This window comes from Chryseobacterium jejuense (assembly GCF_017877355.1).
Classification (GTDB): Bacteria; Bacteroidota; Bacteroidia; order Flavobacteriales; family Weeksellaceae; genus Chryseobacterium; species Chryseobacterium jejuense_A.
In genome coordinates this window covers 363,634-384,092 of the sequence record NZ_JAGIPR010000006.1, presented here as the reverse complement: position 1 = coordinate 384,092, position 20,459 = coordinate 363,634, and the positions used below count along the sequence as shown (strand labels likewise).

Annotated in this window: 11 protein-coding genes; 10 read left to right on the top strand and 1 reads right to left on the bottom strand. The window is 36.5% G+C overall.

All coding sequences use genetic code 11. The features are described from left to right. Nucleotides 1-10: 10 nt before the first annotated feature. From J2772_RS14860 to J2772_RS14815, 10 genes are all read left to right on the top strand, one after another. Nucleotides 11-3,238, top strand: a complete 3,228-nt coding sequence (locus J2772_RS14860) for a SprB repeat-containing protein (RefSeq protein WP_209917975.1) — start codon at nucleotides 11-13, stop codon at nucleotides 3,236-3,238. Between the two features lie 28 nt (nucleotides 3,239-3,266). Beyond that, the gene (locus tag J2772_RS14855; RefSeq protein ID WP_209917973.1) at nucleotides 3,267-4,625 is read left to right on the top strand and encodes a PKD domain-containing protein; all 1,359 of its coding nucleotides are present in this window, start codon (nucleotides 3,267-3,269) and stop codon (nucleotides 4,623-4,625) included. A gap of 10 nt (nucleotides 4,626-4,635) precedes the next feature. After that, on the top strand, nucleotides 4,636-6,390 hold the full coding sequence (locus J2772_RS14850; RefSeq protein WP_209917971.1) for a hypothetical protein: 1,755 nt from the start codon (nucleotides 4,636-4,638) through the stop codon (nucleotides 6,388-6,390). A gap of 871 nt (nucleotides 6,391-7,261) precedes the next feature. Beyond that, on the top strand, nucleotides 7,262-8,038 hold the full coding sequence (locus J2772_RS14845) for an XRE family transcriptional regulator (RefSeq protein WP_209917969.1): 777 nt from the start codon (nucleotides 7,262-7,264) through the stop codon (nucleotides 8,036-8,038). A 123-nt stretch (nucleotides 8,039-8,161) separates the two neighbouring features. Further along, entirely contained in the window at nucleotides 8,162-8,776 is a 615-nt protein-coding gene (locus tag J2772_RS14840; protein WP_209917967.1) for an alpha-ketoglutarate-dependent dioxygenase AlkB family protein, read from the top strand. A 773-nt stretch (nucleotides 8,777-9,549) separates the two neighbouring features. Beyond that, complete coding sequence (locus J2772_RS14835) at nucleotides 9,550-13,374, top strand: hypothetical protein (protein ID WP_209917965.1); 3,825 nt, start codon at nucleotides 9,550-9,552, stop codon at nucleotides 13,372-13,374. A gap of 74 nt (nucleotides 13,375-13,448) precedes the next feature. Beyond that, nucleotides 13,449-13,976 (top strand): hypothetical protein, encoded by a 528-nt coding sequence (locus J2772_RS14830; protein ID WP_209917963.1) that lies wholly within the window; start codon nucleotides 13,449-13,451, stop codon nucleotides 13,974-13,976. Nucleotides 13,977-15,283: 1,307 nt separating this feature from the next. Next, on the top strand, nucleotides 15,284-15,565 hold the full coding sequence (locus J2772_RS14825; protein WP_209785568.1) for a helix-turn-helix domain-containing protein: 282 nt from the start codon (nucleotides 15,284-15,286) through the stop codon (nucleotides 15,563-15,565). Nucleotides 15,566-15,663: 98 nt separating this feature from the next. Then, nucleotides 15,664-17,115: a DUF3945 domain-containing protein gene (locus J2772_RS14820; RefSeq protein WP_209917961.1), complete on the top strand. Its 1,452-nt coding sequence runs from the start codon at nucleotides 15,664-15,666 to the stop codon at nucleotides 17,113-17,115. A gap of 20 nt (nucleotides 17,116-17,135) precedes the next feature. Next, nucleotides 17,136-19,223 (top strand): type IA DNA topoisomerase, encoded by a 2,088-nt coding sequence (locus J2772_RS14815; RefSeq protein WP_209917959.1) that lies wholly within the window; start codon nucleotides 17,136-17,138, stop codon nucleotides 19,221-19,223. A 114-nt stretch (nucleotides 19,224-19,337) separates the two neighbouring features. On the opposite strand, the gene J2772_RS14810 is transcribed toward J2772_RS14815, so the two are convergent. Next, complete coding sequence (locus J2772_RS14810; RefSeq protein ID WP_209917957.1) at nucleotides 19,338-20,456, bottom strand: hypothetical protein; 1,119 nt, start codon at nucleotides 20,454-20,456, stop codon at nucleotides 19,338-19,340. Nucleotides 20,457-20,459: the final 3 nt, after the last annotated feature.

Sequence of the window (20,459 nt, the reverse complement as noted above, 5' to 3'; positions counted from 1 at the left end):
AAACAAACACATGAAAAAGAATTTATTCCTTTTATTGATCCTGATTTATGCTTATTCCTGGGGACAGTCTCAGGTAGGTGGTACAGCAACATATCGTTTTACAGTTACAGGATACGTCGGATTTGATGGTAGTACCTGTGGTAATAATATAACAGGTGGTTTGCAATGGATTGTAGTACAGAAACAGGATAATTCCCATGTAACACTTGTACAGGGATCAACTAACTATCCTAATAACGGGAATGGTATTTACAATACAGGCTTTTCAGGAGAGCATGATTTTACCAAAGCCAATAAAATTGTAAGAGTAAAGTATGGAACTACTCATAGAAATAGTGGAACATTCGGGTGTAAGGATACTGATTATGCAACAAATGAGCATAATATCAGTATTTGTGATAAAATAAACTATGGTTTTTGGGGACTTAACCAGCCAGGTAACGCTACGGAAACTATAAAACCAGTGGTTACACTCAATCCCCCTACAGGAAATAATGTGAACATCTCAGGCGAAGAATTTTTAACCATTACTTTACCGGATAATATAGACAATCAATATTATAACTGGGAGTTTTCGGTAGGAGATGTCAATAATTTCGTTCCTTTTCCAGCACAGTTCAATAATGTTCCGGTACTTCATGTGAAAGGAAAAGATTTTCTTACAGATAATGATTTTGGTAAAACGATTTACATTCGTGTAAATATGGAGAATTGTACCAATTCACCTTCAACATCCAATATTATAGCATTTTCTTATTATAAATCTGCTCCTCATATTCTTTCAAGCACCATATCTCCTGTTAAATGTTTTGATTCAACAGACGGAAGTGTTGTTTTAAACTTTGACAGAGCATTAGCATCTGGTGAAACCCTGAAAATATCATTGGTAAATACAGATACAGGAGCTGCTGTTTTGAATCAGGATATTACGAATGAACTTCAGAACAGTACATCATATACTCTCCAAGGACTTCCTCCGGGAAAATATAAATTGGATATGCTGGGAACTTATGAATCTAATGCTACTTATACCGATGGAGCTAATCATACCATTAGTTTTGAGATTGTAAAGCCCACTCCAGTTACCTTTTCCATGACTTCCCAAACGAATGTATATTGCTTTCAGGGAAATGATGGGATAATTGCATTAACAGCCGGAGGCGGACAAAATCAGTTTCAATATAAAATAACCAAAGACAATCAGCCTTATCTTGATTGGAAAAATTTTAGTAACGGCACAAATACTCAAATACAAAATCTGGCAGCAGGTGTTTATAAAATAAAAGTAAGAGATTCTAACCTTTGTGTAGCAAAAGAAAATGGTAATGAAAAAGAAGTTACGATAACTATCACTCAGCCTGCAGCGGCAATAGCCATTTCAACATCTGAAACTGAGATCTCTCAACCAACAGGATATGGATTGAGCAATGGATATATTTCCGTAAGAATTATTGGCGGAACTCCTAAAGCCGATGGTTCCTATGATTTTGAATGGCGAAAAGATGCAGCCAATGGAGCTTTGATCACTACAGGAATCACAATAGATGCCGTAAATAATCCTTTTACCATTAAACTTGATGGACTTTCGGCAGGGAAATATTATGTAACGGTAAAAGATAAAAACTATTCCAGTGCCTCAAGCCAGCTTGGAAATTGTGGAATTATTTCTCAGGAGTTTATCATCGATCAGCCATTACCATTAGTTTCCAATATTGAAGTTCAAAAACAGATATCCTGTAATATTGCCAATGATTATCAATATAAGGCAGACCTTAATGGAAACGGCACACCGGATGAAGCCGAGGATGGTACTCTGAAAGCAGTAGTTGCTGGAGGAGTAGGAACGTATACTTATCAATGGCAGATTCAAAATGGTGGTCTTTTCCAGAATATTGCAGGAGCTACACAGTCTACATTGGGGAATCTTACAACCGGAACATACAAGGTTCTTGTAAAAGATGCAAACAATAATATGACAGATGCTCAATTTACACTCGTATTTCCAGCGGAATTAGCCATTACCTTATCAGCAAGTACAATTACATGCAATAACCAAAGCAGTGGTCAAGTATCTGTAAATGCTACCGGCGGCACAGGAGCATATTCTTATCAATGGAATACCAATGACACAACTCCTACGGTAACAGGATTATCAGCAGGAAATTACTTTGTGTTGGTCAACGATTCTAAAAATTGTAAAGTTAGCGGCAGTACTCAGATTATAGGCCCGGATCAGTTGTTGATTAACGATCTTGCAGTAACAAACCCAATTTGCTTTGGAGCAGCCAACGGTGAGATTAAAATTAATGTAACAGGAGGGAAGGCTCCTTATAATATTGTTTGGTCAAATGGAACAGTAGGATTAAATAATACTGGTATTGCGGCGGGAGCTTATAATGTGACCGTTACAGATGCCAATGGTTGTAGTATTTTCAGAAACTATACCCTTACAGATCCTGCTCAGCTTAAAGTAGACTTAGGGGCAGATATTACCTTATGTTTGGGAGATACTCAGACTTATAATGTTGATATCAATGAAGCTGGAGCAACCTATCAATGGAAAGACCAGAGTGGAACAGTGATTTCTACAAATGCGTCTGTTACCTTATCCAAAGCAGGAACCTACACTGTCTTGATTACGGATTCTAAAGGTTGTACTGCAACGGATACGGTTGTTATTAAAAATTCCATGGATGTTTTAAATCCGCAGTTGATGTTGACAACCCATGCATATACTGAGTCAACCGTAGTGCTTGTCAATACTTCACCAACCAAACCTGAAAAAGTACAATGGATTATTCCTGATACACCAGATATCCAGGTTCTTAATAAAACAGATGAATTTCTGGAATTGAAATTCTTTAAAACAGGTTCTTATGAAATCGGATTGAAAGGATTTCAAGGTGAATGTGTAAAAACATTTTATAAAAAAGTTGTTGTGGAAGAAAATACATCAGGTATAAATACCACTCCCGTAAAAGCTTCCAATGTAAGAGAATTTACCATTCTTCCTAATCCAAATAAAGGAGTATTCAAGGTATTGGTAGGACTTGATATAGCAGCACCTATAAAAGTAAGAATTGTTGATATGGTTTCTCATGAAGCCTATCCTGCAGTCGATATGCCTTCATCTACCTACTTTACAATCCCTTATAGTACCTCACTTCCGGCAGGAACCTATCTTATCATATTAGAAACAAGAAGTGAGGCGCTGGTAAAAAGAATGCTTGTACAATAATAACCATGATGACAAAAAATAAAAACAAATGAGAACTCACAAAAAACTAAACATAGTCTGCCTTCTCCTTATGGTTGCCTGTGCATGGATGTTTAATGCCTGCGCCGTAGAAGAAAGCATACCTGTAAAGGCTGATTTTAGTATAAAAGTGGTCAATAATGATTTTTCTGTTCCTGTAAAAGTAGAAATCACTAATAAATCTACAGGTGCAGATACTTATGAATGGTCATTTGAAGGAGCATCAGTCACTAGTTCTGCTGAAAAAAGTCCGCAGCCTATAACGTATGCCAATCCGGGTGTTTATAAAATAAAATTAAAAGCTTCCAACAAAGATAGAAATGTTGATACCAAAGAGATTGAAGTGAAGGCAGATGCAGCAGTAATCGTTGATTTCGATTGGCAGATGCAAGGAAGCGATATTTCTCCGGTTACCTTAAAAATGGTGAATAAATCTCTAGGAGCTACCCAATATCTTTGGGAATTTGAAAGTGGAAATCCAGCTACTTCAAATGAGGAAAATCCGAATGTAGTATTTACAACCCCTGGAGATCATATGATTAAGCTGACTGTTTCCAATGGTCTGGAAACATATTCTATACAGAAAACGGTCAATGTAAAACCTGCTATGACAATAGATTTCAATTGGTCTGTAGATGCTATTGATAATGATTATCAGGCTCCTGTGTTGCTTCATCTTAATAATCTGTCAACCAATGCTTCATCCTATGAATGGACCATTGCAGGTGGAGTTCCGGCAGTCTCAACCCAAGTTAGTCCGGATGTTACGCTTCCTGCAGCGGGAACCTATACCATTATATTGAAATCTACCAATGATAAAGAAACCAAAACATTGCAAAAACAGGTAACTGTACTGCCAGATGCCAATTTATTGTCATTCAGTGATATTCAATTGGGAATTAACAGTGCTCATGCTGCTGTGGGATGCTTTTTCTCATCTGAGTTAGGAAAAGTGATTAAACAGGGAGAAGTAAACCAGATCAATGGTTCCAAAATAGATTTTGCCTTCTTTGGTCTGAATTCAACATTTTTGTATAACCAGTTTGTAGCACCGGATGAAGTTCAGAATACAGGTTTCATAGCCATTCCTAATGCTTCTCATACTAAAGTCATCAATTCACAGGAATCTGTAGGGGTACAACTCTCTCCATCAGGTTTTGATACCTTGGATTCCGGAAATAATTTCTCTTCCATCAATGTTGCAGAAACCAATGCCGGGAAAGCTCCATTCAACAATTCTATAGTGCCAAGAGTTGTTCTGTTCCAGACTGCTGACGGAAGAAAAGGAGCCATCAAAATCAAGAATTTTGTAACCAATGGACCCAATTCTTATGTAGTTGTGGATATTAAAGTACAAAAACAACCTTAAAGCTTTTGATATGAAGAAAATTTATACAAAAAGCACTGTTTTGTTGCTTTTAACCTCAATTTTTATGTTGAATAAAGCTCAGGAAGTAGATTTAGAGAACATAGGAAAAAGAACGGTGGAAGAACTGAAGAAAAATCCTTTTAAAATCAGCGGTGGGATTTCAGCGAATTCTGTGTTCTACAGTTCTAACGTTTACAGTAGCAGAGCTCCATTTACCTATTTTTTAAATGGAAATCTTAATCTCGGACTTTACAGATGGAGCATGCCCATTTCTTACAGTTTTACCAATCAGGGAAGCCAGCTAGGGTATCAGGTGCCGTTCAAGTTTAACCGATTGAGTATTGCTCCCAAATACAAATGGATAAAGGCTTATATTGGAGATGCCAATATGACTTTTACACCTTATACCTTTAACGGATTACTGTTTACCGGGGCAGGATTGGAGCTTACTCCCAATATCCCTCTAAAGGTTGCCGTGATGACAGGTAGACTGAATAAAGCCGTTGAAGATGACGGAAATCCAAATACAATTCCTGCTTATCGTAGAATGGGATATGGTGCCCATATCAGGTGGGAGGAAGAAAGGTATAGGCTTGGTTTGATAGGGTTCTATGCCAAAGATGATTTAGGTTCTCTATCTGTTGCTCCGGATGCAAAAGGAGTTCTTCCACAGGAAAATCTTGTCTTATCCATGACCGGAAGTTTTATGATTGATAAAAACCTGGAGGTCTATGGAGAATATGCTAATACGGCATTAGTGGAAGATCTGAGAGCTACCTCCCAAGGGGCAATAAAAAAAGGAGTGACTTCCAAATTTCTCTCTCCTAATTCCTCTATGCAGAGTTATTCAGCTTATAACGGAGGAGTTAATCTTAAACTTAAGAAAGGAATGGTTGGGGTAAGATATGAAAGAATTGATCCCGGATACAGAACGCTGGGAGCCTATTATTTCAATAATGACCTGGAAAATATTACTTTGAATACCGCTTTCACCTTATGGAAAGACAAGCTATCACTTGCCGGAAACATAGGAAGGCAGCGTGATAATCTGGATGGGCAGAAGTTTAAACAGACCAACCGTTGGGTAGGAGCCGTCAATGCCAACCTGAGGGCTTCTGATAAACTTATGATTACAGCAAGTTATTCCAACTTTACCATGTTTACGAATAAGCAGCTAAATCAGTTTAATAATATCAATAACAATCCACTATTGATTCAGCAGCCAAAAGATTCTATTGACTATAAGCAGATTTCGCAGAATACCAATATCAATGTGAATTATGTTATTTCCAGTACCAAAGAAAAAGTACAGAATATTAATATCAATTATTCCCTGAATGATATGGTAAACAGAGAAAACGGGATTGTAAGAAGGGGAGGTTTATCCAGATTCCATAATGCTAATGTAAATTATAGCTTAGGATTCCCTGAAAAGAAAATAAATATTGCAACTTCATTTAATTATACACATACCTATGCTGCTTCTCAGACTTCAAGTATCTGGGGACCTGCCATAACGGTTACCAAAGCTTTCCTTAAAGAAGATAAGCTGAAAACCAGTGTGGGAGCATCTTATAACCACTCTGGAAGTACTACTGCGAATATTAATGTGACTAATTTCAGGCTGGGAGCGAATTATATTCCATGGAAGAGACATAGTTTTGATCTTAACTTTATTCAAATGTTTAGAAAAACCGATCAGGCTATCGAAAACCCAAGTTTAAATGAGATGACCTGTACGGTGGGGTATAACTATAGTTTTTAGTGACAAAAATTTTGAAAGTAAAAAGAGTTTAAGATGTTGCAATATTTTTAATTAACAGTTTCTTATATTTTCTAATAACATATAATAAAATTTGAAGATAAGCATATAAAAGTTTATAAACTTTCATAATAAGTCATTCAAACAAGATCAATTACTATTGTTGGATATTTTTATCAAAAAAAGTGAATTTGGTTTAAATGAAAAGCTTTATTGTAGAACTGAGTAGACGTTTTTTAACCTTCATTTAAGGAATGTCCATGCCGTTATTAATTGGAGGTCATTATCGACAGTTTATAATTATAGCTTGCATTATTTTTTTTAAGCTTATTTGAAATCATAAATTTCTTATTGACTCCTATCTCTAATTCGATAGCTTAACTAAAATATAATTTTATTGAATTGAAAATAACTTACAATGCAGATTATACAAAAAGTAAAAAATTAAGGATAGGACTTAATTATTCGCCTATACTCAATTTTTTACATTTACTTTGAATTAATAAAGAAATGTCTTGGATAATGTGTTAAATGTTGATAATCAGGTGGTAATTGTTTTTATCCTTTGCTGTTACTAACTTAATCTTTTTAGGCCAGGCAAAACCAGACCCCTGGATTAGGTAACGCTCAGTTTCTGTCAGATAATATGTATTTACCCCCTGGACCATCACCCCCAAGCCATTATATATTGTTCTACTGAAGTTTGATATTTACCGAAATCAGGGAGATTTTGCTGTAAGGAAACAAATTCGGAAACATCAGCATCATGACAAAGAACGTATCCAGATCCATATGTACAATTGCTCTTTCCATGTGACAAAATTAGTTACGTTTTGAAACAAATTATGTATTTTTGTTGTCTAAAATTGTAACAATGTCAAAATTCTCTGATAACATCGTGTTTTTGAGAGGAAAGAAAAATATGACCCAGCAGGAACTGGCAGATCTATTAATTCTTACCCGATCCAGATATGTCGCCTATGAATATGGCAGAACAGAACCACCTATTGAAATATTGCTTAGAATTTCAAAATTCTATAACATCAGCATCGATCTATTGTTGACTGTAGATGTCAGAAAATTTTCTATCGATGAAATAATGGAGCTTCCTGAGAATAGGATCGTTCTGCCTATAAGGGTTGATCAAGATGGAAACAATCAGATTGAGATTATTCCCCAAAAAGCTTCAATGGGTTACTTAAATGGCTATGGAGATCCTGAATACATTGAAAGTCTGGAGACCATATCATTACCTTTTTTAAAAGGTGGTAAGTTTAGGGCATTTCCAGCTGATGGGGATTCAATGCCTCCTTATAAAAATGGAACTTACATTGTAGGGAAATATGTCGAAAATCTTTCTGACCTGAAAACGGACAGAACTTATGTTTTTATTACCACTAATGATGGCATCAGTTATAAAAGGTTCCAGTTTCACGAAGCTGATGGTATCTGGGTAAAAGCTGACAATCAATTTTATGAACCTTATAAAATTCCATTACCTGAAATTAAAGAAATCTGGGAATTTGCCTGTAGTATTAATACCAAAGAATATGAACCTGATGAATTTTCAGAACATCATATTCAAAACTTTATCACAGAGATTAAAACTGATATCAGACAGATCAAAGAAAAGATGGGAGAAAAGAATTGAATTCATTTTGAGTACATGGCATAATCAAAAAACTTCCCCGAAGGGAAGTAAAAACACAAATGATGAAAAAAAATCCCGAAGTAACGGGATATTACTAAGATAAATATTTTAATTTAAAGTTAAATGACCCAATTGAGCTTATTTGATACTGAAGAATTCTATGAGTTTCCAAAAGACCTTTTGGAATACAGAGAGGGTTTTCTGAGTAAGGAAGAAGCAGATCTGCTTAAAAGCCAATTATTGGAAACGGTTCCCTGGGAACAGCGTACACAGAAGATGTACGATAAGATGGTGCTTACTCCAAGATTAACGGCCTGGTATGGAGATTCAAAATATAACGATTCAGAAGAAGATAAAAAGCCAACCAATCCATGGACTCCCGAATTACTTTCTTTAAAAGATAGAATCGAAAAGGAATTTGGCTGTCAGTTCAATGGTGTTTTATTAAATCTATACCGTAACCAAAATGACTCCGTCGCCTGGCACCGAGATAAAGAAAGCAGATATGGGAAACGCCCTGTCATTGCATCCATCAGTCTTGGACAAACCAGAAACTTTGATTTCAGAAAGAAGGATCATCATCAAAGCAAATACAGCCTTCCACTTCCTCATGGTTCCTTACTTATTATGAAAGGTGACTTGCAGGAAAATTGGGAACATCGGATAGCAAAATCTATAATCCCTATGAAAGAACGCTTTAACCTTACATTCAGATTAATAAAAAAAGACATCATTTGATAATCCTCTAGGACCATATGCTACTACGAAGTAATTTCTTTCGTGTGTTTCAATAACATTATTTATTAATGAAGGAACTCCTTATTATTAGAAATAATTTTTAAAAAAATTATCGTCTCTGTTTATTTTAAGTAAATATTTTTTTGCTTCCCCTTTTTTAGATTTTTATTGGGTACAGTTTTATCAATTGAGATAAGAATATGGGATTGTTTTGCCAGGGGAAGAAATTCAATTATATTGCTCTGGAAGCGCAGGAACGGAAAAAGCCTTATTGAAGAGTATTATCAATAAATCTAGGGGTAATTTAATTTTAAAATCAGCCTTTTATCTCAAATATGTATAAAATCCTGGCGTAAACCGGGATTTCTGTTTGTAAATATACCATTACAGTGTGGATATTAGTTTTTAGTTATCACTTATGATACTTAAAATATCCTTTAGGCTTTTTTTTATTACTAATTGAAAATCAGTTGTTTTTTTAAATTTGCGCATGGTATTTTTAGATAATATTATTGTGTCTTTTTCAGTAATTCTCACGTGCTCTTCTTTCTTTCACAAAATTTAAGCTATAACTTCTACAATATTTAACGGGCTTCCAAAATATATTTTACCAAAATGAGAAAATTATTTTATTAAACAAACAATGGATTTGTCTATCAGAAAATCAGAAAATAAAGAAAAAACTACGTAGTGGGTCAGGGTAGCTTGTCTATAATTATAAATATTAATCTGTTAAATGTTGACTGAAGGATAAAAATTAAAAACTAAATAATATGGTGAATATCAATCAAATAAAACAAAAAGGAAATACCTTTTGCAGACATCTTATGATGCTGATAGCTTTAGCAGGAAGTATAACCGTATTTTCTCAGGATGCTGCGGTAACTCCTAGTAATGACGATACCAAGGTTGCCTGGCGTACAGGTGGTGGCAGTGGAACCATTATTTTTGGAACAGTAAGCGCTGCCGCAGTTGTTGGTAATTGGGGCACTACGCTTTCTCAAATTACTGATTCAAACACAAGCAATTCCGGCTTTTCATCACATTCTGTTTCTTCAACTTTGGGTACAGACATAACCTCGACAGTAAAATTAAGCGATGGTAAAACTTATGGAACAACTCCATTTACAGGTTATAGAATTGGTGTAGTAGTAAACAGAGCTATTACAGGAGGCTTTACCCCAACAATTGGTCTTACCGGTACCAACAATGTCATTATTACAACATACCTTGGAGGTGTTGTGCAAGAAACTTCTCCTGCTCAAAATTGGACACTGGGAGCCACTTCTATGGATGCTGGTTTTTATGTACATAAACCTTTTGATGAAGTACATGTAATACAAAATGGAAGGGTAACCAATGTAGGTGGTACCGCCACTGCAACGCTTGGTGTTAATTACGTGTATCTGCAGCGTTACACACGTACAGGTGGTGGTTTTGATACGACAGGAGAAAAAGTTGTCACCTGCAATGCCCAGATACCGCTCACAGGTAAAGGGGTGACAGGTTCAGGTGCGGCTGTTGTATTTGTGCCGCCTTCTCCTGTTCCTGTTGTTGTTCCTGCAACTCTCTGGCCGGGACTGGCTCCTGCTCTGGAAGATGAGAAGCCTAATACACATGGTACAATTCCTTTCATTAGTGCTGGTCTGGCAGTGTATTCCGGTAGATTAAAAGATGAGGGTGTGGTATATCCTGCCGGTACTTTTGGTGGCGGTGTTTACCAGCTGAATGCCATATCCGGAGGGCTGAATGTAACAAAAACACTCAGGTTCTATTTAAATGGTGTCCAACAAGGTCCGGACGTAGTCAGTCAGGAGTTTCTAAGTGTATCGGCCAGCGGAAGTCTTTTGACTGTAGGAGCTGTGTCCTTGTTTCCTTTTGATTCCATTGAATTTGAAGTCTCTTTGAACTTATCTGCAGCTTTAGGTATACTCGAAATCTATTATCCTATTGTACAGCGTTTTTGTGATGCGACCATTACCTGTGGTGCGCCGGTAAGCCTTATTTCAGGAGAGCTCACCGCGGGAGGGGCACAAAACCATCCCGTTTATGCAAAAGCTATTGGTACTAGTATACTTACTGCTTCTCTCGGAAATCCAGGCATCAACAACGTTCAAAATGTGATCGATACTGATTTAAACAATTATGCAGAAATAGGTGCTGCCACAGGTGCATCGCTGTATTCCAACTATGGCATTTCGGTTATTTCGAGACAGGTATTGGATGCCAGTGACCCAGGTCATATTAAATATGGTTATCCTAAAGGCACCTTTGCTGGTTTTGAAATTCAGGACGATAGCTTTGCGACAGCGAGTACAGCTAAAAATTTTATCATCAGTACTTATAAGGAAGGAATCATTCAGGATACTTACAATACTCTTAATGTAGCATCGGGAAGTTTATTCACCCCCAATAACGGGAAATACATTATAGGGATGAGGACTACTAAAGATTTTGATGAGATAAGAATTACGGTAGAACTACGGGCAGGAGCATCGGCAGGTTCCAGTACAAAAGTCTACCGTGCGGTGGTTGAAAAGTTTTGTCTATCAACAGCACAGGCTTGTAATACATCAACAGATCTCAAAAGACCGGTTTATCCTGTATTCATAGATGCTGCAAATACTGGAATAGAAGGTCTTGCAACGGGAAATACTTATTTTGAAGATTTGAACAACATCGTTTCCAACACTGGACAGCCTGCTAAATTATATACGGCGGCAGGAGCTGTAACCAATGCTTCGGTAGCTGTACAAGATGGTAGCAAAGGCATCGGTGTTCCAGGAGATGCTACTTATGAACTGTATCCTGCTGGTACTTTTGCCGGTTTTGATGTAGCCTTTCCAACACTTGCGGCAGCAGAATTGGCGGGAAGCACAATTACCATTATAACATTAAAAGCAGACGGAAGTGTTGCAGACTCAGCAGTGATGAATTCCAGTTTCTTTGGTTTACATACTTCTGTTCTGAACGGAACGAGCAATCGTCAGATATTGGGGTTTGCTTCTGGTCAGCCATTTACCGGTGTTAAACTTACCATAAACAAAGCCTTAAGTGCAAATGCAGGTGTTTTAGAAATTTACTCGGCAGTAATTCAGAGATTCTGTGCTACTCCTGTCATCAAATGTGATGGAATAGAAAATATAAGTGTTCCTAAGTATCCGTTGTATGTGAACGGAGCAAGGACAGGGGTTACTGCTTTTGTGGATGGAAATAGTTCTATCAGTCTTTCTCAGAATGCAATAGATTTAGATCCAGACAGTTACGCAACGATGCAACTTGGAGCCAGTGCGGGCTCAGGATTAGGTTTCAGTGTGGCAAATGGTTTTGGTGATTTTCCTAAAGATACATATGTAGGATTTGACATCGCAACATTAGATATTGCACAGGCAAGTGCTTTTGAAACAAATAAAATAGAATTATACAAAGACGGTACTCTGGTACAGACCAGTACAGGAACCCAGCTTGCAGGCGGATTAAGTACTGCTGCGGTTTCTGGAGGCTTTCAACGTTTGATAATAGGAACAGTAGCTCATGTTCCATTTGATGAAGTACGGTATGTGATAACCCGTTTTGCTGGTGCCTCCGCTGGTGAGATTAGAATCTTCAATGTAGTAGTAAGAGATTTCAGTCCCACTTCTACCACAACATGTCCGTTAGTTTTACAGTGTGATGGTACATACGTGCTGACAAATGGACCTACGACTACTGTTTCTCCTACGATTCCTGCGGTAATAGAATATGCTAACACAGGATATGAGGGTTTAGCAACAGCAGGATATGGTATTGATCATGTTTGGAATGCAGTAAGCCCGGATCCGGCGGATTATGCAACTATCCATTTACCTGCATCAGCTGGTGTTACGGGTTCTATCTCTGTAGCGATCCCTAAAGTAACTTTGCCACCGGGCACATTTGCAGGATTTACGGTAGATAAGCAGAACTTTCCTTTTTCCGGTGGTTTTTTACCCAATGTTATGGTAAGTACATATTTAAATGGCGTACTCAGAGAGCAGAGGAGTGGTGGGGCTTTGATAGATTTTTCTTTCTTCACACAATGGTTTGGTACCAATCCCAACATATATACACCGGGCTTCCAAACAACATTATCGTTTGATGAAGTCAGGATTTCTATTGGAAGTGTTGTTTCATTGGGAGACCAGACATTGAGGGTATATTCTGCTTATATTGACACCAGGATGTCAGTAGTAACAATACCCGGTGACGGTTATACTCCTATTGTATGTAATAATGGTGCCTGTTATAAGCCCGGAGCTATTGCTACAGCTGGAAATCCTGCTTTGGTAAGTAAAGTAGGAATCACATCATTATTAAGAACCGGAACTCAGAATTCAGACAACTGGCCGGCAGTTCGAACAGGCGCCTGGTTAGCTTTAGAAGCAAGAACGAAGGGTTTTGTAGTTAATAGAATGGCGTTTAATTCTTCTGGGAATCCTGTGGGAATTCCGGCTGTCGATTTTGTTGAAGGAATGCTTGTTTATGATACAACTAACAAATGTTTAAAAATGTATACTACTCAAAATGGAGGCAGTACATTTGAATGGTTCTGTATCAACACACAAGCATGTCCCGATTAATAATACTTTTTGAGAACCTGAATAGTGATGTTTTTATTTTCAGGTTCTCAGTTTTCATTAAAAATAAAAATAAAATGTTTAAAAATATAATAGTAACAACCGGGTTTCTAATAGGTGCTTGTTTACAGGCACAAATAGGAATAAGTAGAGAGAGCGTAACCAATGGCTCTGTTTCATTGCAGTTTGGGGATAACGAAAATAAAGGACTTCTTCTCCCTTATGTCACAGATAAAACAGGAATTACTGAAAGCGGGACTATACTTTTTGACACTTCAGACAATAAAGTAAAATATTTAAAAGATGTAAATACATGGTTTGATCTGAGTGTTGATGCAACCGGGACAGCAGATTTGAATATTCAGGCAACTGATAGAGTAGAGCACCCAGGAGCAAAGATTTGTATCAGCCCGACATTTGGGGGTGCAGATACTACACAAGGAATATTGGTTCTGGCTGATGATAATAAAGCAATGGTTTTGCCTAAAGTTGCCAATCCGCATTTGAATATTATCAGTCCTTCTGCGGGAATGATAGTATATGATACTATAAAAAAACAATTGGCTGTTTATAATGGTACTGTCTGGAGTTTTTGGAAGCCTTAGATTGACAAAATTAACTGGGGAAAATAGAAGCAATAATGACGAGCCTTCAGGAAGTAGTGGTGCAGATAAAATAATTTAATGGTGCTTTTAAGGCTTGGATTTAGTAAAAAAGAGGTATTGAGGTAATGAATTTATAGAAAACTAATATAGATATATTGTTGAAAAAAGCTGTTTCTGAAAGGGAGGTGAAAATATTTGATATATGCAGTTTTTTTTAATGTTACAGAAGAAGTCTTATAAATGTATCACTCGGAAAACTTAGACACTGAAGTATTATTAAGATGGTCTAAATTGTTGGAATATCATTTTTTCAGATATATTCCCAAAATCAGATTTTGTATTCACCTCCGGTTTTGGTAAATTATATTCAGGAGGTAAAAACAAAAAAAGTGCTTTATCGCAATTCTGTAAAAATTTATATACCCGGAAAATTATCTTTTTTTACTGGAATTAATAAACTATAGGAAAAAACAAATTATTGATGAATTTAAAATTCCTAAAAATACCCTTTACAATGGTAAGCAAGTACAAGTAAACCAGTCTGATTATAACATAATATATAGGGAGGTGATTTTCAGAAAGTTTCCGGACAGGTTATAATATGATCTCTTATCCTGAATAAGGAAGATTTTTCATATACACAAACTTATTTTTGGAAATCATAAAGCTCCCTTAATGACCCCAATCAGAATTACAGAGCTTGTAATTAATTATACAATTTTAAAAATACTAAAATACCTAAAACAGAAGGAATCAATAATTCTCAGCTAGTGTTACATTTTAAGTAAATACAGAGGCACGCTGGAAAAAGCTGTTCAAAGCTAAGATGTTGAATTGATCAGGTTAAGATACTTGTAACTTATGTTGGAAGTAAGTTTATTGTTGGTATTGTCTGCTTTTCCACTCATATATTTTGGTCACATATGATTTATATTAAATTTGAAGTATCTAATAGTCACAAATGATTTCAATAAAAAAGATACTGATTATAATTGTTTTTGTATCCATAAAAATATTCCTACACAACTCGTTCAGTCAAAATGGATCACTAAAAATGAATACCTTATAAAAAAGATCAGTGGATTTAGTGCACCTAAAGTTTCGGAAAGCTGTCCTGTTAAGGCCATGATACTTTTATATTTTATTGTAGACATCATTTTTCAGAGAAAATATTTACAGATAATAAAATAAATCTTTTCGGTACTACGAATAAGTAGTGATTTTATATAAAATGAACTATTCAACTTTACCCAATATAAGTTGATCAGCTATTCACAACATTTTAACACTCTAAAAAATCACTACTTATGAATATCGAAAGAACAGAATTTATAGCCTGGATGGAGAGAATCATGGAAAGATTTGACTTACTGAAAGAGCAAATGATTAAGAACCAATCCAGATTTATAGAAATAGATGGGGAACAGCTTCTGGATAACCAGGATGTTTTACAGCTTTTAAAGATAAGTTCCAGATCATTACAGCGCTACCGAACGGATAAAAAGCTGCCTTACTATACCATCAGTGGAAAGCTGTATTATAAGCTTTCTGATGTCCATCAATTGATCAGAGAATGCTTAAACTCTTGATGGTAATAAGACATCCACAGCCAAACCATTCATCACCATTCCAATCTTTAGGATTCTCTTAATTGAGCCTATACCTTGGTTCCATTAAATGGAATACAATGGAAAATGAATTGATAAACCCTCATGAACCCAATGAACTCAAACCGGCAACAGACACACTCCTTGTCTTGAACATTCATACCAATCAGGTTGAAATGGTCAAAGGAATTGATAAAGATGGGAATCTGCAAAAGGTTACTCCACAAGAAAAAAAAGATAATGAGCCGCTGATCAGAGTTGATAAGCACGGCGATCTATTCTCCAACTTCTTTTCGAATTTTTACCGGCAGCTTAAAAACCCTACGCATTTCAACTTTTTCAAAGTTTCAGAATACGATGCTGTTAATACCGCTAAGGATCTTCAAAAATATGTTGATCAGGCATCCCCCGAAGAAAAAGAAAAGCTGAAAGACTACGAAATCTTACCTCAACATAACAACAATCCAAAAAATCAAAATACAATGGACAACAACACAGACAATCAGGAATATCGTTTTCAGCCTGAACAAATCGACTGGAAAACGATGGAAAAATTCGGACTTAACCAGGAAAAGCTTGAAAAAATGAATGCGATGGATGCATTACTTAGGGGATTTAAAACCAATACACTAATTCCCATCACCATTAATCTGGGAACGGCAGTAAGCAAAATGGATGTTCGATTATCTCTTCAGACAGGAGATACAGGACAGGTTGCCGTTCATCTGCACGGAATCCGAAAGGAGCCCAGCCTCAATAATACATTCTTAGGTCACCAGTTCACGGATGAAGACAAAAAGAATCTTAGAGAAACCGGGAATATGGGCAGAGTAGTAGATCTGGTCAATCCTAAAACGGATGAAATCATTCCATCGGTTATAAGCCGTGACCGTTTAACCAATGAATTGGTCGCCTACAGAGCGGAGTACATGAAAATCCCTGATGAAATTAAAGGCATAAAACTCGATGAACATCAGAAACAAACCCTGCTGGAAGGAGCACCATTGTATCTGGAAGGTATGACCTCTAAAAAAGGAGAACCTTTCGATGCCACCGTACAGTTCAATGCAGATAAGCGGTATGTAGAGTTTATATTCAACAATAACCACACACCACAACAAAGTCAACATCATCATAACCGACAACAAACTCAACCTACGGATCAAGAAGCACCCAAAATATTCAGAGGAAAAGAACTGGATGATTCACAGTATGAAAAGTTCAAAGCCGGGCAAACCGTGTACGTTGACGGACTTACTGACGCTAAAGGTAAAGCCTATCAAGGCTATATTACCTTCAATAAAGAAACCTTTAAAACCGATTTCTCCTTCAATCATCCTAATAAGCTCAAAGAAGAGGCAAAACCTACAGAAGATCATAAGACCCAAACTGCGATTAACACCCATGGTAGAACCAATGAAGCTACTAAAAATGTGAAGAAGCCTTTAGAATCAAAACAGCAGCAACCTGCCAATAAGCAACAGGAGGATCAGCAAAAAAAGGTTAGAAAACCAAGAGGGCAAAAACTATAATAATCATCTAAATCCATAATATGAAAGCAATCATCGCAGAAAAACCGAGCGTCACAAGAGAAATCGCACAATTATTAGGAGCGCATGAAAAGAAAGATGGTTATTTATCCGGGAACGGATATTGTGTCACCTGGGCATTAGGACATCTGATCGCATTGGGAATGCCGGAAGATTATGGTATAAGAGGCTTTAACAAAGCCTCTTTGCCTATATTTCCCAAGCCCTTTATTCTGACTCCCAAAAAGCTAAAGAAAGCAAAAGGCTATGAGCCTGATCCTTCCGCTTTAAAACAGCTCAACACCATAAAACAAGTCCTCAGTCAATGCAGCAGTATCATTGTAGCAACAGATGCAGGAAGGGAAGGAGAGTTAATTTTCCGCTATATCTATCACTACCTACAATGCAACAAACCTTTTGAAAGACTCTGGATCAGTTCCCTTACCGAAAAAGCAATACAGGACGGTTTTAAAAGCCTTCAGCCAGGCGATGCCTTTGACGGTTTGTATCAAGCTGCTAAAGCCAGAAGTGAAGCGGACTGGCTGGTAGGAATTAATGCTACCCAGGCATTAACCATCGCAAGGAACCAAGATGTTTATTCATTAGGCAGAGTACAGACGCCAACCCTTGGTTTAATCTGTCAAAGGTTTCTTCAGCATCAAAACTTCACCAGGCAAAAGTACTTTCAGATCCAGCTCAGCCACAGAAAAGAGTATACAGACTTCACCAGTCTTTCATTATTACAGTGGGAAGAAAGGAAGCAGGCGGAACAAATCCAAAAGTCGATAGAACGGGAGGGAAGAGCTATTGTAGAAGATGTATCCATTAAAACAGTACAGGAGCAGTCTCCATTACTTTTCGATCTCACGGAATTACAGAAAGAAGCCAACAGGAAACTGGGGCTTTCTGCTGATGAGGTTTTACAAACAGCCCAAAGCCTGTACGAAAAACAGTTCATCACTTATCCCAGAACCGGCAGTAAGTATATTCCTGAAGATGTATGGACTGATATTCCTGAGCTGGTTAGAATACTGAATCAAACCGAACCATTCAAAACAGCCATAACCTATTTAAAATTCGGAAACTTCAACAAGCGTATCGTGAATGATCTAAAAGTTACCGACCATCACGGATTACTCATAACAACCAAAACACCTTCTGCACTTAGCGCTACGGAAAAAGCCATTTACGAGATGATTGCTTACCGCTTATTGGAATCCCTATCCCACACCTGTATAAAACAAGTCACCCAAATCCAGATAAAAGTCCATCATTATGAATTCCAGATCAAGGGATCAAAAATACTTAATCAAGGCTGGCGAGCCATCAAAGGGATTCTTTCTGACAATGAAAATTCCAATAATAAAGATGAAGCCCTTACAGAACTTCCAGAACTCAAAATCGGCGATGAACTGAAGATTTCAAAAACCAACTTACTGGAAAAAACAACACAACCTCCCAAACTTTATACAGAAGCCGATTTGTTATTCGCAATGGAAAACGCTGGCAGATCTATTGAAAACAAAGAAGAACAGAGAGCTCTATCCAATATCGGCATCGGAACCCCAGCTACCAGAGCTTCTATTATTGAAACCCTGCTCAGCAGAAACTATATTATCAGGAAAAGCAAAACGCTGCATCCCACCGATAAAGGCTTACAGGTTTACAACCTTGTCAAAGACAAAAAAATAGCCAATGTCCAAATGACCGCAGAATGGGAAATAGCACTGGATAGAATTGAAAAAGGTGAACTCAATAAAACTCAATTTATAAACGACATCCAAGCCTACACAGCAGAAATCACCAGCGAACTTTTATCACTCAATATTCCTCAAGAAAACATCCCACAATTAAAATGCCCCAAATGCCAACAGCATCATCTCCTTATCAAAGATAAAATTGTCAAATGTCCCGATGAGCAGTGCAACTGGATTCTCTTCAGAATGATATGCGGAGTACAACTCAGTAGTAAAGATCTTACTTTATTATTAACTCAAAACAAAACATCATTAATCAAGAATATGAAAAGTAAAAACGGGAAGACGTTTGATGCTTATCTTGTTTTTAAAGAAGATTCCAGTACAGTATTTGAGTTTAGAAAAAATACTTAACTGATACGACTCCAGTATAGCTTAATAAGGGCTTGTATGTCCATTTCTAATATCCGGAAATGGACTTTTTAGATATAGAATAGCCCTTAAAAAGATTATTTTGTTTTTACATATTTACCAATTCCATCTCTTTTTTTCTTTATTTTCTAAAGTATTTTTATCAATATCTTCCATTAAATTATCATGTGCATTTTTTGCAGGATCGTACCAATCCAGTTTTTTTTCAGCCCAGTCAATCCATTCTTTGCTTGTAGTATTATTGGATTTTATATATTCAAAATACTCCTTTAGAATCATAAACTTCTTCCATCGATGGGCATCATTATAAAAAGAAATAAATTTTACAAGCTCTTCATCCTTCATTTTTTGTTTTGCTTCTTCAATTTTCCTGAGCTCTTCTCTTTTTTCACTTTCAATCTGCCATTTTCTTCTGTTTTCAGCCATTCTTTGAAACTCAGTTTCAACTTTTATCAAAATTTTTTCAATTTGATCTTCAACAAGTAATTTATCTGTGTCTGCAAATTCAGTCGTCCCATATTGCAAGATCTTAACTGCTAGCTTACCATTTGCTATTAAATCTCTACTTTTCCATCCCCTTTCATTCGTTGTATCTTTAATATTACTTTTTTCTTTAATGTATAATGTAATTTTATCTTCATATGCGGCGAATTTTAATCCTTCAGAATCTACGTTCACTTTATATCCTAAAATTTTAAAATTTTTTATTAGGTTATCCAATATTCTTAATGAACGAGAAACATTTTTTGGGGAAACAATAACATTGGGTAGCCCTCCATCGGTATGAATGGTTCCTTTTATCTTGGCATAATCATTAACTTTTTTCTTGCTTAGGTTATCTTGCACTTTACTGACGATTTCGTCAGGATTACTTAATCGTTCAGAAACCTTTAAAATTAGTGCTGAATTATTTTTAATCTTTTCCGTAACAATCTGTTTGAGTAAATTTATAGGATTATTATCATTTTTATTTTGATCTACATAAATTTTTATCTCTTGCTCATTTTCTTGTTGAGGTAAGGGTGTTTTTATTACTTTTTTTCCATACTGTATTTTTTGCCAGTATCCCATGGGTGGCAATGGGATATCAAATTTTATACAGATTTTTCTTAATCCGTTATCAGATAAATTAAATTCTTTAGATAATGTAGTTAGAGGTGTAGTCCATATCTTATCATAGAGTTCTGTTCGAGTAAACTTAATGAGGTCATTCATTTT

Coding starts and splice junctions, on each gene's coding strand:
- J2772_RS14825 (WP_209785568.1), top strand. CDS start 15,284: ATGAATATCGAAAGAACAGAATTTATAGCCTGGATGGAGAGAATCATG.
- J2772_RS14815 (WP_209917959.1), top strand. CDS start 17,136: ATGAAAGCAATCATCGCAGAAAAACCGAGCGTCACAAGAGAAATCGCA.
- J2772_RS14845 (WP_209917969.1), top strand. CDS start 7,262: ATGTCAAAATTCTCTGATAACATCGTGTTTTTGAGAGGAAAGAAAAAT.
- J2772_RS14820 (WP_209917961.1), top strand. CDS start 15,664: ATGGAAAATGAATTGATAAACCCTCATGAACCCAATGAACTCAAACCG.
- J2772_RS14855 (WP_209917973.1), top strand. CDS start 3,267: ATGAGAACTCACAAAAAACTAAACATAGTCTGCCTTCTCCTTATGGTT.
- J2772_RS14850 (WP_209917971.1), top strand. CDS start 4,636: ATGAAGAAAATTTATACAAAAAGCACTGTTTTGTTGCTTTTAACCTCA.
- J2772_RS14830 (WP_209917963.1), top strand. CDS start 13,449: ATGTTTAAAAATATAATAGTAACAACCGGGTTTCTAATAGGTGCTTGT.
- J2772_RS14835 (WP_209917965.1), top strand. CDS start 9,550: ATGGTGAATATCAATCAAATAAAACAAAAAGGAAATACCTTTTGCAGA.
- J2772_RS14860 (WP_209917975.1), top strand. CDS start 11: ATGAAAAAGAATTTATTCCTTTTATTGATCCTGATTTATGCTTATTCC.
- J2772_RS14840 (WP_209917967.1), top strand. CDS start 8,162: ATGACCCAATTGAGCTTATTTGATACTGAAGAATTCTATGAGTTTCCA.
- J2772_RS14810 (WP_209917957.1), bottom strand. CDS start 20,456: ATGAATGACCTCATTAAGTTTACTCGAACAGAACTCTATGATAAGATA.